This window comes from Autumnicola musiva (assembly GCF_031846585.1).
GTDB lineage: Bacteria > Bacteroidota > Bacteroidia > Flavobacteriales > Flavobacteriaceae > Autumnicola > Autumnicola musiva.
The window spans coordinates 1-15,187 of sequence record NZ_JAVRHK010000024.1 but is presented as its reverse complement, the minus strand read 5'-3'; the positions used below and the strand labels follow the sequence as shown (position 1 = coordinate 15,187).

Sequence of the window (15,187 nt, the reverse complement as noted above, 5' to 3'; positions counted from 1 at the left end):
TCAGGTAGCATTTACCATTGCAATCTAACTTTGGCTTATCTTTATTGATACATAATACTTCTGAAATATATTCGTAGTTTAAAACATACTCCCCATAAAGCGAAAAAGGCCGAAGCACAATAAAAAAGGCGAGTAATGGGAAATAAGTATTTCACGCTGCAAAAATACTATTTGCCTGATGGTCTAGAAATCAATTCCGCTTAAAATTCAACTTTTAACATATCTACGATCTTTTGATTCTAACCATCATGGCTTGGCATAAAATTTAAAGAAACACAATTTTACCACTACTCTAAATTTTATTAATAAACTTTAAAACTTTCTAAAAACAATAACTAAATTTGCGGCTCATTAAAAAATGGTTGTCCGGATTTTTCGCCGGACATTAAAAAGGGAATCTGGTGAAAATCCAGAACTGTCCCGCAGCTGTAAGCTTTTTAAATGAAGCCCATATATGGTCACTTTCTAATTAGAGGGGAAGGCCGGGTGGATAAAGCAAGTCAGAATACCTGCCATTTTTAGTAATTCAATAAAGCTTTCGGGGATTGAAGCTTGGATTCGTAATATGAACCCTTTCATTAAAGGAAGTGGTTTGTCTTCCTTATTCTTCCTCGAATGTAAAATAACCTAATGAGGAAGAATTCAATTTGCATTGGTATACTATTATTTACAGGACTTTTTTTGAGTCCACTATTACTCCTGGCGCAGGAGCGGGATAGCATATCCCCAATAGTGCTTGAAGAAGTCTTGCTAAACCACCGTAAAAATCTTAAAGAAACTCATAATTCTCCCGCGCCGGTACAGGCAATCTCGGGTGAAAAACTACAAAAACTCAATAGTATAAATGTAGCAGATGCCCTGAGTTATTTTAGTGGTATTCAATTGAAAGACTACGGCGGCATTGGCGGTATTAAAACGGTTAATGTACGCAGCATGGGTTCGCAGCATACCGGGGTTTTCTATGATGGCATACAATTGGGAAATGCACAGAATGGCCAGGTGGATCTCGGAAAATTCTCGCTAGAGAATATGGAAAAAGTAAGCTTATATCAAGGGCAACGTAGTGAAATACACCAATCAGCAAAATCTTATGCTTCAGCCAATACCATCTATTTAAAAACAAAAACTCCAAAATTTAATGAGGGCAAAGCTTATAATTTTAAGGCAGGAGTAAAGTCGGGTTCTTTCGGGCTTTTTAATCCTTCCTTGAATGTAGATTATAAAATTAGTGACGCCATTGCGGTGAGGTTAAGTTCAGAAATGGTTAAAGCTCACGGAAGGTATAAATTCTTGTACTCCAACGGGGTCTATGATACCACGGCCGTAAGAAACAATGCAGATATCACCTCCTACCTCCTGGAAGCATCTGTTCACGGAAACCATACAAAAAATAATTCCTGGCAAGTAAAATATTACCATTATAGTTCTGAAAGGGGACTTCCAGGGGCAATTGTTGCCAATAGGTTTAGGCGACCGCAAAGGTTATGGGACCGCAGTAATTTTCTTCAGGCCGATTATAAGCATGAGTTTGGAGAAAAATATGCGATTAAAGTCCGGGGCAAAATAGGCGAGAATTTCTCTCGTTACCTGGACCCGGAAATTACCACTACTACCGGGCTTCTGGATAATAAATACGACCAACAGGAATATTATCTTTCCCTTGTAAATACCTATAAGATAAAACCTTTCTGGAGCTTAAGCCTGGCTACAGATTTTCAGCAAAACACCATGCAAGCCAATTTGTACCGTTTTGCTTACCCTAAAAGAAATACTTTGCTAAACGCCCTGGCCACAAACCTTAACTTTAACCGGTTTACAATGCAGGCAAGCCTTCTAAGCACAGGTATATACGAATCGGTACGGTATTATGAAGCTGCAGAAGATTTTCAGGAATATTCACCAAGCCTATTGTTTAATTTACAGCCTTTCGCATCTCCAGAGTTAAGAATACGAGGCTTTTACAAGAACATTTTTAGAATGCCCACTTTCAACGATTTGTATTACACCTTTGTGGGCAATACTTTTTTATCTCCAGAATATTCAGACCAGGTTAATTTAGGTTTTTCCTGGCAGAAAAAATGGGGAAATACTTTCCTTCATGTCACCAGCGATATCTATAAAATTTGGGTCACAGATATGATAGTGGCCGTTCCCGGTACCAATTTATTTAGATGGACGATGCTAAATCTTGGAGAAGTAGAGACCATCGGACTGGAAACTACGGTTAAAAACTCGGGAAATCTTTCCAAAGAACTTAATTATACGGTATTACTCACCTATACCTTTCAGGAATCTCTAGATGTAACCCCGGGTGGGAACAGCTTTGGGCAACAAATTCCTTACATCCCCACACATAGTGGCAGCCTAAGCGTAATGGCTTCTTATAAAACATTAGATGTTAATTACAGCTTTATTTATACGGGAGAACGTTACAGTCAAAAGGCTAATATCCCTTCGAACTATTTGAAACCCTGGTACACCCATGATATATCTTCCAGTTATATTTTTAATTTTTTAGACAACCCGCTAAAACTGGGTCTGGAAATAAACAATGTTTTAGATCAACAGTATGCGGTAGTAAGAAATTTTCCGATGCCCGGCCGGTCGTTTCGGGCAAACCTTAATTATGAATTTTAATAAAATAACATGAAAAAACTCTGTTTATTATTAGCATTAGGCTTTACCCTCTATTCGTGCCAGACTGATGACATTGATATTGAAGAGGATGTACAAAACCCCGAGATACCGACGAATCCAACAGACCCAGATGATGATGATGATGATGAACCTGTTGAATCAGATGATGCTGTAAGAGGTTTCTATTTGCTCAACGAGGGCAATATGTCTATGAACAAAGCCTCTCTTGATTACATGGATTTTGAAACCGGGGAATACAGAAGGAATGTCTTTAGCCAGGCAAACCCAAACCTGGTAGGCGGTCTGGGAGATGTGGGTAACGATATTGGCATCTATGGTTCTAAACTGTATGTGGTTGTGAATGCTTCTAATAAAGTGGAAGTACTCGATGCAGATACGGGGGTACGCCTAAAACAAATTGATATCGATAACTGCCGGTATATCACTTTCTATAGAGGAAAAGCTTACTTAAGCACTTATCTGGGCAATATTGGAGATCCCAATGCCCAAAACGGTATGGTGGCCGAGATAGATACCACCAGTTTGGAAATCACCCGACGGGTTGAAGTGGGAAGGCAACCTGAAGAACTTGTAGCCTATAACGATAAGATCTATGTGGCCAATTCCGGGGGATATAGCCCTCCGGATTACGAATCTACCATCTCGGTTATAGATCTACAGGATTTTACAGAAACCAGGCGCATTGAAGTGGCCATTAACCTTCACCGGTTAAAGATAGATAGCCAGGGAGATCTTTATGTGACCTCAAGGGGAGATTATTACGAAATACCATCAAGGCTATTTGTAATAGATACACAAACCGAGGAAGTGAAAGAAACTTTTGATGTAGGCGTGACCGATCTTACCATACATAATGATATTGCTTATATGTACAGCACAGAGTTTAGCTATATCACCGGAGATTATAACATAACCTATACGATGCTGGATACCCAAACTGAAACCTTTCTAGAGGATAGTTTTATAAATGAAGAGTTTCGCGAACAAATAGAAATGCCCTACGGAATCGCCATTCATCCCGAAACCGATGAAGTCTTTATAACTGATGCAAAAGATTATGTTACCCCCGGGAACCTTTATTGTTTTTCCAATGGAGAACTGAAATGGAAAGTACAAACCGGAGATATACCCGCATATATTACATTTAAACACTAAAATAATAACCTAAAAATGAAAACCATGAAAAAAAATTACCTGGCCAGGATTCTTATCGCTTTTTGCCTTATGTTGCTAATTACCTCTTGCTCTAAAGACGATGAAATTGAAATTGACAAGCCCCAACTTACCATGAATCCACCTGAGCGGGAACTACAGCTTACCATTGGGGATACGCTGCAACTGCAGGCCGGCACCGAGAACAACACTCCTTTTGAACAGGAATGGTTGCTGGAAGATAGCCTTGTATCCTCTACTGCTAATTACACTTTTAATGCCGAGACTACAGGAGAACATCTACTTATTTTCAATGCTTATAACGCTTCCGGTGTTTTTAATTATGTGTACCAAATAAACGTAGCGCCAAAACCAGTAGATGTTTCAATGACCGTTGAAGAACAGGACATTAACTTGGAGGTAGGCGATAGTTTACAATTTGGCACCGTAAACCAAAATGAAGCTGTTTATACAGAAGTATGGTCAGTGGGCGATAGCCTTGTAAGCGAAGAAGATCACTACATTTTTGAACCCCAAAACTCCGGAAATTATATCCTTACTTACGAAGCCTCTAATGCCACTAGTACATTTTCTTATGAATACCAGATAAACGTGGCGGCCAAAATTAGGCCTATTACCGAAACCAGCATCGCCTATGTTAGCGAACTCCTGGAATTCAATCCTGCTCCTGGGCAGTTTATCAATAAAAATCCGGGGAATTTAGAAAGCGCCCAGGGTGTTGTTGGAGGTAGCGGTCTGGTAAGCCTTGGTGCCTGGGGTGGTTCCATAAGCTTTGCTTTTGACCATACTGTTCTAAACCGGGAAGGCGAGAACGATATTATAGTTAATGGAAATGCCTTACCTACCTCCGCAGAACCGGGTGTTATCTATGTGATGCAAGATGATAATGCCAACGGATTACCAGATGATACGTGGTACGAGATAAAAGGTAGTGCGCATAGTAAGGAAAGTACTCTGAGGGATTATGAAGTAACCTATTTTAGACCAGATACAGCAACAGAGGATATTCCATGGGAAGATAACCTGGGAAATACCGGGGTTGTAGCCACGAATACTTTTCACCAACAGCCATATTACCCAGAATGGATTACAGAGGATTCTTACACAATCTCAGGAACCTTGTTACCCGACGATAATATTGATATGAGCAACCCTTCTTTTATAACCAGCAAGCCTTTTGAATATGGTTATGCAGATAACACCTCAGGCGGAGACAAAATAGATTTAGCAGATGCAATTGATGAAGAAGGCAACCCGGTTAATTTAAGCGGAATCGATTTTATAAAAATCCAAACCGGAATCCAGGCTAATATGGGCTGGTTGGGAGAATTATCAACAGAAGTTAGCAGTATCGCTGATCTAAGCTTGCTAGAATAATAATTTACAAAAAGAATATTTATGAAATGTAATATTTACTTTTTTAGCAGAATACTGATCCTTGTTATGGCAATGAGCATTATAGGATGTAGTAAGGATGATGATAACGAAATTATCATAAATCCTCCTTTCAGTTGAGGGTGAACAAAATTCCATTATAAGCGGTCATATTGAGTACTAGATCTGCGATAATTGTATAAAGAATATAGGCCACCAGAATTAGGATTAAGAAACCCGGTTCTTCTTTGACTTTATAACTCGCAAAAATAGTTAAAGGTATAAGCACAGAATATTTAACTTTAACCGCAGAAATAACGCTTTGGCACTCGAACCGTTAAACTGCTATAAATCAATAATTTATTATTTACTCTAACTTCAATTTTCATAGATCGAACCAAAAAAGCCTTCAAAATCAATGACTTTGAAGGCTTTTGTTATTGTAGTGACCCTTACGGTACAAAACTCGAACCAATTAATAGAAGATCTAAAGCTTTTGGCGAATATTATGGCTACTTGATCACTAATGGGATCTTTTAAATCACAGATTAAATAAGTACTATGCTATGCTTTTTGTGAATTTATGTCCTCATATTGGAGCCTCCCTTTGGCCCTTTTATGACTATATTGCTATTTTGGAGCGGAAAATATATGTAGTTCCCTTATAAGTTATTTTCTTTTCTTAAAATGCACTTTTTACCTGTCAGTTCTGTAAATCATGAATAGTGGTTCTTTTGATATATTCTCAAGTTACCGGCATTCTGCATTAATTACTGAGCGATCTATTTAATTGATAACAGTTTGCAGCTACGTATTGATAAAAAAATAAGGAGGTTGTATTTAAAATAACCTCCCTATTTGAATCTGGAAAATCAGATTTTAAAGTTTAGCTACTTTCTTAGTCATCTCAATGTCGTTCCAGTATGCTTTAATAATATAAATTCCTCTTTCAAGGTTTTCTAAATTGATAATTTGTTCATCAGTTTCAAGTACAACAATACCATTCATGTCATAAACTTGTATATAAAATGTATTGGATACATTATTTTCTGGAGTTAATGAATTTGAAGTAGATATTATTGCCATTGTTTGTAAACTAGAGCCGCAATCTGGAGGCGGAAGTAAAGCATAAGTATCTACGTTAATTGATTGAAGGGTGTAGTCACAACCTCCCCCACCTCCTGGAGCCGGCGGTGTTAAGGTAATATCTTTTGTTTCCGTTCCGCAACTGGATTTAATAGTAATCCTTACCCGTTTTGACCATGTATTGGTACTACCTTGTCCCCAAAGCGTGTAACTACCATCGTTATTATTGACCATTCTTAATGTTGATGTTCCAGAACTGGATAAAACGGTATAGGTGGGCGTGGTATTAATACCTTGTCCGGTTATATTGGCTTTTGCTTCGGTACTATTTACATTAGATTGGAGAATTACTCTTACGGTAGATCCTAAGGTTATAGTTTTAGAAAAAGTCATTGCAGGACCGCAGTCAGAAACTGGAATAGAGGCCTTTAATGTCACTGTACCATTGCCTTTTTTTGTTACTGTAACTTTTTTCCATTTGGTACAATAGATGCAAGTGTGGAGCTGGAAATCGACCAAGTAACATTCGAGAAGGGAAAGGAATAGGTGCTTGACCCGCTACAAATTGTTGAAGCTCCTGAAATTTCTATATTGCTGCAAACATATGAGCAATCAAAAATCTCGGTTACTGAATCTGCATCTATTTCTTCAGCAAGCCAGTCACCATTTTTTGGATTAAATGAAATATGCGGCTCATTTACACTAGATGTACTAAATGAGGTCGTAAAATTTACAAAAGGAATAGCCTTAGAGCCTGTTGGTGGATTGGCAGATGTGTAAATTTTCAGGTAATCTGCTCCTATCAGGCTCACCTTATTTTCCCCCACATCAAGAGCACTGGTGACAGGTATGAAATTGAAATCTGGTTCAAAATCTACGCTATAACCATATTTTGCCAAAGCATTTCCTTTAAATTGACTGATGTCGATTTCTCCAAAAGAAGGATTTTTTCCACCCGGATAGCTATCTCAATGCAGTACTCCCGGAGGCGAATCATAAGTTCGTGATGTTAAATTCACATTAATATTAATTAGCCAAAGCAAAGTTTTAGTATAACGGATTCTTCCATAATAGATTTCGGAAGTTCCGCTAGCCGGAAATCCATTTGCCAAAAAATCTATTTCAAATTTACTTCGTCCGGGCAGAATTCCAAGTAACAATCCCGGTTCATCTAATAAAATTGTAGCTAAAGTAGCGCTTATACCTCCAAGACCGGTAATCGATAAAACTAAATCTGCCAAAAAGGTTGTCCTACCGTAAGCATCTATGGTCAACAAACGTTGACCAGCACTAACTTCCTGAGGTGACGCACAATGAATCCCATTGCTTAAGGCAATATTTCGGGTTTGTTGAGGATAGCCCATTAGTTTTAATTCGTTTTGCCATGCATCGTGTACCGAAGGATCCACTTTAAAATTACCATTCACATAGTTGATCAACATTTGTTTTACGGCAGGAGCATCTAATAAATCGGTTGCAGCTCCCAAACCGACATTAGAACCGTTGACAGGAATATTAATATTCCCAACAGGAGTACTTATAAACTGGTCCACCACGTGGCGAGCCATATAAAGCAATCCTAAAGGAACATGTGCTCCCTGGTGGAGCATCATGGCTAATATATAAACTGGTATTATGAGGTTTATTCCTGTTCTCCATATCTCTTAGAGCATAACGGGCAATGACACCGCCCATACTTTGGCCCAGTACCACGTTTGGCGTCGTGCTTCCATTCGCTGTTTTTTCTTGGTTTACCCATTTAATAACTTCTTCCAAAACGTAGGCATTACGTTGCAGGTAATCCGTTCCATTGTCCCAGTTTACATAAACTACATCATAGTCTATTGAGGTATTGTTTGTGATTAGATCACGAAGTTCATTGCTTCCCGATAATCTTATCGATGTAAGAAAATCAGTTATATCCGAATCTCCTATAGTTCCAGACGCTCCCAACAAACCCGTATCTAGCCCTTCAGCTACAATTAGAGGTTTCCTCAATTTACAATCGCTATTTCCATAAGAGATTTGTATAGTAGCTTTACCGGCTATTCCTAAATAAGAATTGCTTGCAGTAATAGAAATCGGGATATCAGAACAATTTGCATTAGTAGTTTTTTGTTGCGGGAGGTACTGTGACTTTTATTTTTTGTCTGCAGTATTTATATTGACCACTGGAAATTTGCAGGCGGTATGTCCAAGTATAGACCCCGGCAGCATTGTAGAAAGTGGTGGCTACTGCATTATTATTAAGATTTTTATAACCAGTACCATTTCCGAAGTCAATTTGAATTGTATTTATAGAGGACTCTTGATTCGTGTGCCATAAGGTGGGAGGCAGGGAAACTGATACATTGGGCTGATTTACTTCCTGTATTGGAGCGGTAATGGCAAAAGCCAGTTTTGTTTCATACGGGTTTTGCCAAATCCCATTTATATAGGAATCATCATATGTACCATTGATCACTTTTATCTTATTGTTGGACAAGGCATCGCTTCTTATTTGGGAATAATTATAATAAAGTCCGCTCAAAACCATGGAAGCAGTGTTAGGTATCTTGTTATTTTTCTGGCTTTGTAAAGATTGCCATTCTGCTTCTTCTTGTAGAGGCGGTTCCAGGCCTGGTACCCCCAAAGCGGTACGGGCACTTATCAGTACGTAATATACCATCGTATTTACTGATGTCGATAAATTCGATACCATAATCTAACAGAATGTTATTAGGAATCCTGTCTTTTCCAGCGGACCAAAAATAGTGTTCATTTGGCTCGCCACAGTGGTGTTCACGGTTTGGGCTAATATTCCTCCATAATAAATAAGGAAGAGCAATACTAGAAAGTAATTTTTTTTCATGATTAATTAGTTGTGGTTAGTTAATTGGTATACAGCATATCAAAGCGTCCATCGGTAATTTTAATTTCATTGCCCTCGTTGTCAAATACGGTGAATTCAAAGGTACCGGAGATGATAAAGTTTTCAGGATCGAAATTTGTAATATTTATGGTTCCAGGACTATTATTTGTAGTTGTCGTATCTAATGTTAAACCACCACCTAAAAGATAGATCCCATAAAAATTTCCTGATGCCTCTGAATTTAAAATATATTGTGTTTCTTGAACTGGTTCTACATGTAAAGCTCCCAGACCAACCGATAAAAGTTCTTCTCCACTTTTATTTGAAGCATGAATACCCAAAGTATATGCGCCATTCACAAATTGATAAAACGCGTTTGGTCTTCCCCTTCCGAAATTATCAGGAATAAAGACCTCCCCATTAATTAAACAGCCAAAAGTCTGTTCTCCGGATTGGGTAGCAGCTGGTAATTGATCAATAGGTTTTCGGGGCTGGTCATCATCATTGTTGCACGATGTACTTATTCCAAGGCTTACGATTAATATTAAATATAGGATTTTCATTATTTTTTAATTTTTAAATGTTAGGATTCTTATTAAGAATTTACTTTAAACAGAAATTCTTAATAATTAAAATACTCGAAAAAATTATTGGGTATGGTAGGGCAGTCAATAGTGTTTTACTTAATCTTGCTAATCCACAACGGTTGGATATCAGAAAAAGATTTGGCAGAAGGAAGGTGGGCTATCTGTATCTTACTTTTTTAAAGTATCATTTAAAATACCTTAATTAAAGGTTTTATATATTTTTTTATATAGAAATAAATGTACTTCTTAAATTGTTATGAAAATGTTAAATAAAAACCCTTTCTATAAAATACGGAGAAAATTTTGCTAGGAGCCTGTTTCAAAACAATCTCCACCACCGAATTTATTCCTTGACATTTATAAAAATGTATTCTTCATAAATATGATTTTTCCCAGAGAAATGGCTGTCGCAATGATGTCAAATATATAGTCTCATCCTAATGGGATACGAACCTATAAATAGCTGTAAAAGAATAAAATACAGGGTGAATTAATATTAATTATTTATACATGGAAACTCAAAAGCCTTGTAATAATAGGGATTACAAGACTTTTGAGTTTTTAGTGACCCCTATGGTACAGAATTGGAACCAATTAATAGAGGATTTAAAACTTCTGGTCGATATACTGGCCGCTTAAAAAAGCTTAAATCATTTATTTACAAAATGTTCACATATTCTTGTAGGACAATTGCATCTTTATTATCCCTTTGGAGAATATAATAGATTTACCTTTTTTGATTATTCCAAAAAGTTCTTGGTACTCTTTATTATTAATTCTCCCAGTTTCTTTCATAAATAACAAAGCTTTTATATGTCGAGATTCAAGATTGTATGTTTTATGAATTTCTACTGTATAAATATCCTTTAGAAAAGTGACACTTATTCCAAAAATAACTTTTGACTACTATAAAAGTCGTTTTGACTACATATGTTTTATAAGGTTGAGTCAACTTTGTATTAAGAAAAATGACGTGTTTTTAAGGTCATTTTCAATCAAATGAATCATTTATTAATAAAACTTCAAAAAAATGGATAAAAAATTTAATTCGAATATAGAAAATAGTCAATTGCAAAAAGCTCCAATTTATTCTTTAAAGGAACGCAATCGCAGATGGGATCTCGCACGACAATTTATGGAGCAAAATGGATTGGAAGCCATGCTGATAGTTGGAGAACATGAAGATGCTGGTCCTGCTAGCTATTCTTATGATGTTTGGTTCACTAACTCTCGTCCAGGATCAACAGTATTATTGCCTAAAGAAGGAACTCCAATTAATCTTTTACCTGCGCCAATGTTTGTCCTGGATCATATGGAAGTTGGAGAAGACGCATGGATTCCCGCAAAAAACATCCGTATTGGACGCGATTCCAATGCTGTAGTTCAAGCAATTAAAGATCTTGGTTTAACTAAAAGTGAAATTGGGGTTATAGGTCTTGAACCAGCTATTCCTTGGCAGCCTGAAGGTTTTGTCGGTTATAATTATTGGGCAAATATTAAATCAAAACTTCCTAATTCTAAATTTCAATCAATAGGTTTTGAGTTTGCTCAATTATTGATGATACAGAGCGAAGAAGAAATTAATGTATTAAAGCATGCGGCGAATATAGGTGAAACTATGGTACAAGCAATGTTTGAAATTGCCAAGCCCGGAATATCGGAAGCAGAAGTATATGCTGCAGGAATGGCAGCGGCTCTATCCAGGGGAACGGTAATACCTTGGATGCACATGTGTTCCGGAAAAAATAATTTACGTTTTGGACCTCCGTCTTGGGCCTACCGACCTACTCCTCCACGAATATTAGAAGAAAATGATTATATAGCGGCAGAAGTATTTTGTAACTATGGAGACCGTAGTACACAACATCAATTTGCACTTGCTATTGGTGATGTAGATGAAGAAAGAGAGCGGGCAGCAAATGTAGCTAGGGATTGTTATGAAAAAGGATTAAAGATCATAAAGCCTGAGACAAAGTTTGGCGAAGTTGCCGAAGCTTTATTGGCCCCGTTGGAAGATGCCGGTGGTTGGGTACGTGGTCCTCAGATACATGGCATAAATCCAGCCATACATATAGGGCGAATACCAGAAAATTACATTCAAATACCGGAGATGGAAAAGTATCCTGATATCCACGAAGTCCCAACGTTAATGCCCGATATGGAACTTTTACCGGGGATGAGTTTCGTTTTTGAGCCCAGTTGTGCTTTTGGCCGAAATCTAGTAACAGTAGGAGGAACTATACTCATAGATGAAAATGGTGCAGTCGAATTAAACCCATCAACCGGAAATTTATTCCGAAAATAAAAACATTTATATTATGTCTACAATACTAATTACCGGAGGTCACAGTGGACTGGGGGTTTACTGCTCCAAACTATTGGCATCCAAGTACCAATGCAACCTGATATTGGCAGGGAGAAATCCTGATAAAATGCAATCCTTTGCACAAGAATTAGAGAAGGACCATAATGTGAAAGTTCATTTAATTAAAGTGGACACTTCTTCTTTTGCATCGGTAAGAGCAGGCGTTACCGAATGTAAGAAAATGCTCGACAGGGGGGAGATTGACGCTTTAAGTGGAATTATTTGCAATGCAGGTGTCCGTTTAAATGGAGAGGTAACTTATACCCAAGATGGATATGAAACCACCTATGCTACCAATTACTTAGGGCATGTTTTATTGGTTGAATTGCTGATGGATCGGATTGCTAAAAAGGGGCGAATTGTATTTACTTCGAGTGGCACACATGATCCTGACACCGCTGATGGAAAAATGATGGGGGTTGCAGATACTGCAACAGCGGTAGAATTAGCGAATACAGGAAAGAATGGTGCAAAACCCATATCATTAGGGAAAATGTATTCCACCTCAAAATTAGATATGATACAATATATCTATGAGTTGGATCGCAAATTAAAGAAAGCCAATATTCCGATAGCTGCTATTGCATTCGATCCCGGGGCAACTCCAGGTACAGGATTTTTACGAAATATGCCAAAGCTCGTTGCATGGCTTGCAGAGACCTCATTCATGCGATGGGTTATGAAAAGGAATGGCATTACAACAAGTTCCGCTGATTTTTCAGGAGAATCCTTGGCTAAAGTGGCTGTAGATTCTGCGTTTGACAATCGTTCTGGAAAATATTTTCAAACCAATAATGGACAATTGAATGAAAGACCTTCCTCAAAGCTATCGTACGATAAAATAAGAGCAGCAAAACTATGGGAGGATACCCAAAAACTGATTCATATTAAATCTGATGAGACCTTTCTAAATCTTTAGAAGAATATATCAATGGCTTTCAAAAAACACAATCCAGATTTATCTTTTGTGAAAACCGGATGGACTGGAAATAAACTAAATGATAAAGGTTTATTTACAAACATTCATGGAGATGACATCAAGGGATTCAAGGATGCGTTGCGTATGTTGCGAAATCCCAGCTCACTTTCAAAACTAAAAAAAGGGCAACAATCTCCATTAAGTTGGCAAACCATTGAAAATATCTCGGACAAAATTCAAAACGCTATAATCCCACTTGGACATGCTTCTTTCATCATAGATTTAAATAGAATTCGCTTGTTGATTGACCCAGTTATAGCTCATAACAAATTTTTGAAACGATACACGAAAGTCCCTTTTGATATTCCTGATTTAAACAATGTCGATTACCTTCTTTTATCTCATAATCATCGAGACCATATCGATAAAAAAAGCATCATTCAGGTATGTAAATACAACCCACAAGCTATTATCTTAACGGGATTGGAAATCGGTAAACTTTTGAGAAGGTGGGGCATTAAAAATCGAGTACAAGAAGCCGGGTGGTATCAACGTTTTCAAACTTCTGAAAAAATTGATATTGACTATTTGCCGAGCCACCATTGGTCGAGACGTTGGTTTACAGATACCAATATCAACCTTTGGGGTTCTTTTATGATACAAGATAAAGTTTCGGGCAAGAATATTTACTTTGCCAGTGATAGTGGCTATCAAAACCATTTTTCGGAGATTGGCAATGAATATAACATTGACACTGCGATGATAGGCGTAGGAGCATATGAACCACAATGGTTTATGAGTTCGGCCCATACTGGTCCAACAGCTGCATTAAAAGCATTTAAAGATTTGAAAGCGAAACAATGGATACCTATGCATTATGGCACTTTTGATTTAAGCCAAGAACCTATTTTCTATCCCGAACAGATTTTAAAGGAAAAGCATTCGAAAGAACTTGAGCAAATTCAATGGATGAGAATTGGAGGGAAAATTATGCTGTAAGTTTATAGGGATCTAAACTAAGAAAATACAATAATATTCGGAGTAAATTACCAAGCACGAAAGAAAATTTTTAAATTGTATATAATATTATATTTAAGTAAGTCTAGGGGTATTTCCTCCGTAAAAAATAAATGATTCAAAAATAATTTTAATTTATCATCATGAAGCCTCTAAAAATAAAGACTATTAGTGAAATGCACCAATTTTTGGGTTTACCACAACCTGAACATCCGCTTATAAGCGTAATTAATTTTGAAACTCTTGAAACTCCAACTATGGACAGGGTTATGTTTGATTTTTATAGCATTGCACTTAAAAAAGGTTGTCAAAATAATCTTTTTTATGGACAACAAAGCTTTGATTTTAATGATGGCTTGATGATGTTTGTAGCTCCTAATCAGATTTTGACAGGACAACCCAACTCTGAAGATAATATAACAGGATGGACTTTGCTCATTCACCCCGACCTTATTTGGGGAACATCATTGGTGAATACAATTAGTAAATATGACTTTTTTGATTATGCGGTAAATGAAGCATTGTTCTTATCAGAAAAAGAAGAAAATATTTTAGGAGGAATTATTAACAATATCAAAACAGAATACCAATCTAACATCGATAAATTTAGCAAGCAGATTATAATTACACAAATTGAAAGCCTTTTGAGTTATTCCGAAAGATTTTATAACCGACAATTTTTAACAAGGGAGAGAAGTAATTGTCAAATTTTGGATCAACTCGAATTTTTACTGAATGATTATTTTAACCAAGAAGATTTAACATCAAAAGGCTTACCAAGCGTACAGTTTATCTCTGAAAAGCTGAATGTTTCTAAAAGTTATCTAAGAGGTTTGCTAAAAAATTTGACTGGTCTTTCTACCCAACAACTCATTCACGTAAAACTGATTGAAAAGGCAAAAGAAAAACTCTCGACGAGTGAACTCCCCATTAGTGAAATTGCTTACCAACTGGGTTTTGAGCATTCGCAAAGTTTCAACAAATTGTTTAAAGCAAAAACAAAACTAAGTCCATTAAAGTTTCGGGCAAGATTTAATTAAGCAAAATTTACTTTTGCCCTAGGGGTACTTCTATTTTTATTTATACGATAATTTTCTTTTAGATTAAGAATCTAATTTCATCAGAAATGAACCACTATGGACTCCAAGTCCATAGTT

The 15,187-nt window shown here is 37.0% G+C and carries 13 protein-coding genes and 1 riboswitch; of the genes, 7 read left to right on the top strand and 6 right to left on the bottom strand.

Features of this window, described 5'->3' with window-relative positions; genetic code table 11:
* Positions 1 to 342 precede the first annotated feature (342 nt).
* Positions 343 to 531: riboswitch (cobalamin riboswitch) on the top strand.
* A 99-nt stretch (positions 532 to 630) separates the two neighbouring features.
* Genes RM539_RS18280 through RM539_RS18270 form a run of 3 tightly spaced genes read left to right on the top strand, consistent with a single transcriptional unit; the run spans position 631 to position 5,208 of the window.
* Positions 631 to 2,637 carry a TonB-dependent receptor plug domain-containing protein gene (locus tag RM539_RS18280; protein WP_311504867.1) on the top strand — a complete coding sequence of 669 codons (2,007 nt, stop codon included), beginning with the start codon at positions 631 to 633 and terminating at the stop codon, positions 2,635 to 2,637.
* A 9-nt stretch (positions 2,638 to 2,646) separates the two neighbouring features.
* Positions 2,647 to 3,813, top strand: coding sequence for a YncE family protein (locus RM539_RS18275; RefSeq protein WP_311504866.1), 1,167 nt, complete (start codon positions 2,647 to 2,649; stop codon positions 3,811 to 3,813).
* A 24-nt stretch (positions 3,814 to 3,837) separates the two neighbouring features.
* The gene (locus tag RM539_RS18270) at positions 3,838 to 5,208 is read left to right on the top strand and encodes a hypothetical protein (protein ID WP_311504865.1); all 1,371 of its coding nucleotides are present in this window, start codon (positions 3,838 to 3,840) and stop codon (positions 5,206 to 5,208) included.
* An 876-nt stretch (positions 5,209 to 6,084) separates the two neighbouring features.
* Here the strand turns inward: RM539_RS18270 and RM539_RS18265 are convergent.
* The 6 genes from RM539_RS18265 to RM539_RS18240 form a co-directional block, all read right to left on the bottom strand.
* Positions 6,085 to 6,729, bottom strand: a complete 645-nt coding sequence (locus tag RM539_RS18265; protein WP_311504864.1) for a T9SS type A sorting domain-containing protein — start codon at positions 6,727 to 6,729, stop codon at positions 6,085 to 6,087.
* A 20-nt stretch (positions 6,730 to 6,749) separates the two neighbouring features.
* Complete coding sequence (locus RM539_RS18260; RefSeq protein ID WP_311504863.1) at positions 6,750 to 7,190, bottom strand: hypothetical protein; 441 nt, start codon at positions 7,188 to 7,190, stop codon at positions 6,750 to 6,752.
* Positions 7,191 to 7,259: 69 nt separating this feature from the next.
* The gene (locus RM539_RS18255; RefSeq protein ID WP_311504862.1) at positions 7,260 to 7,859 is read right to left on the bottom strand and encodes a hypothetical protein; all 600 of its coding nucleotides are present in this window, start codon (positions 7,857 to 7,859) and stop codon (positions 7,260 to 7,262) included.
* Positions 7,807 to 8,289: a lipase family protein gene (locus RM539_RS18250; protein WP_311504861.1), complete on the bottom strand. Its 483-nt coding sequence runs from the start codon at positions 8,287 to 8,289 to the stop codon at positions 7,807 to 7,809. The genes RM539_RS18255 and RM539_RS18250 overlap by 53 nt, the downstream gene beginning before the upstream one ends.
* 106 nt (positions 8,290 to 8,395) lie before the next feature.
* Positions 8,396 to 8,959, bottom strand: coding sequence for a hypothetical protein (locus RM539_RS18245; RefSeq protein ID WP_311504860.1), 564 nt, complete (start codon positions 8,957 to 8,959; stop codon positions 8,396 to 8,398).
* 203 nt (positions 8,960 to 9,162) lie between these two features.
* Positions 9,163 to 9,705, bottom strand: coding sequence for a Riean_0653 family protein (locus tag RM539_RS18240; RefSeq protein ID WP_311504859.1), 543 nt, complete (start codon positions 9,703 to 9,705; stop codon positions 9,163 to 9,165).
* Between the two features lie 1,054 nt (positions 9,706 to 10,759).
* Here RM539_RS18240 and RM539_RS18235 point away from each other — a divergent pair.
* The 4 genes from RM539_RS18235 to RM539_RS18220 all read left to right on the top strand — a co-directional run bounded on the left by RM539_RS18235 (position 10,760) and on the right by RM539_RS18220 (position 15,070).
* Entirely contained in the window at positions 10,760 to 12,034 is a 1,275-nt protein-coding gene (locus RM539_RS18235) for a M24 family metallopeptidase (protein WP_311504858.1), read from the top strand.
* A 13-nt stretch (positions 12,035 to 12,047) separates the two neighbouring features.
* A complete protein-coding gene (locus RM539_RS18230; RefSeq protein ID WP_311504857.1) occupies positions 12,048 to 13,013 on the top strand; it encodes an SDR family NAD(P)-dependent oxidoreductase in 966 nt (321 codons plus the stop codon).
* A gap of 12 nt (positions 13,014 to 13,025) precedes the next feature.
* Complete coding sequence (locus RM539_RS18225; protein ID WP_311504856.1) at positions 13,026 to 14,012, top strand: MBL fold metallo-hydrolase; 987 nt, start codon at positions 13,026 to 13,028, stop codon at positions 14,010 to 14,012.
* Between the two features lie 161 nt (positions 14,013 to 14,173).
* On the top strand, positions 14,174 to 15,070 hold the full coding sequence (locus RM539_RS18220) for a helix-turn-helix domain-containing protein (protein ID WP_311504855.1): 897 nt from the start codon (positions 14,174 to 14,176) through the stop codon (positions 15,068 to 15,070).
* The last annotated feature ends 117 nt before the right edge of the window (positions 15,071 to 15,187 follow it).

Bases quoted from the DNA above. Each gene is read 5' to 3' on its own strand.
- RM539_RS18280 (WP_311504867.1), top strand. From the start codon at position 631: ATGAGGAAGAATTCAATTTGCATTGGTATACTATTATTTACAGGACTT.
- RM539_RS18275 (WP_311504866.1), top strand. From the start codon at position 2,647: ATGAAAAAACTCTGTTTATTATTAGCATTAGGCTTTACCCTCTATTCG.
- RM539_RS18270 (WP_311504865.1), top strand. From the start codon at position 3,838: ATGAAAAAAAATTACCTGGCCAGGATTCTTATCGCTTTTTGCCTTATG.
- RM539_RS18255 (WP_311504862.1), bottom strand. From the start codon at position 7,859: ATGGCTCGCCACGTGGTGGACCAGTTTATAAGTACTCCTGTTGGGAAT.
- RM539_RS18245 (WP_311504860.1), bottom strand. From the start codon at position 8,959: ATGGTATATTACGTACTGATAAGTGCCCGTACCGCTTTGGGGGTACCA.
- RM539_RS18240 (WP_311504859.1), bottom strand. From the start codon at position 9,705: ATGAAAATCCTATATTTAATATTAATCGTAAGCCTTGGAATAAGTACA.
- RM539_RS18235 (WP_311504858.1), top strand. From the start codon at position 10,760: ATGGATAAAAAATTTAATTCGAATATAGAAAATAGTCAATTGCAAAAA.
- RM539_RS18230 (WP_311504857.1), top strand. From the start codon at position 12,048: ATGTCTACAATACTAATTACCGGAGGTCACAGTGGACTGGGGGTTTAC.
- RM539_RS18225 (WP_311504856.1), top strand. From the start codon at position 13,026: ATGGCTTTCAAAAAACACAATCCAGATTTATCTTTTGTGAAAACCGGA.
- RM539_RS18220 (WP_311504855.1), top strand. From the start codon at position 14,174: ATGAAGCCTCTAAAAATAAAGACTATTAGTGAAATGCACCAATTTTTG.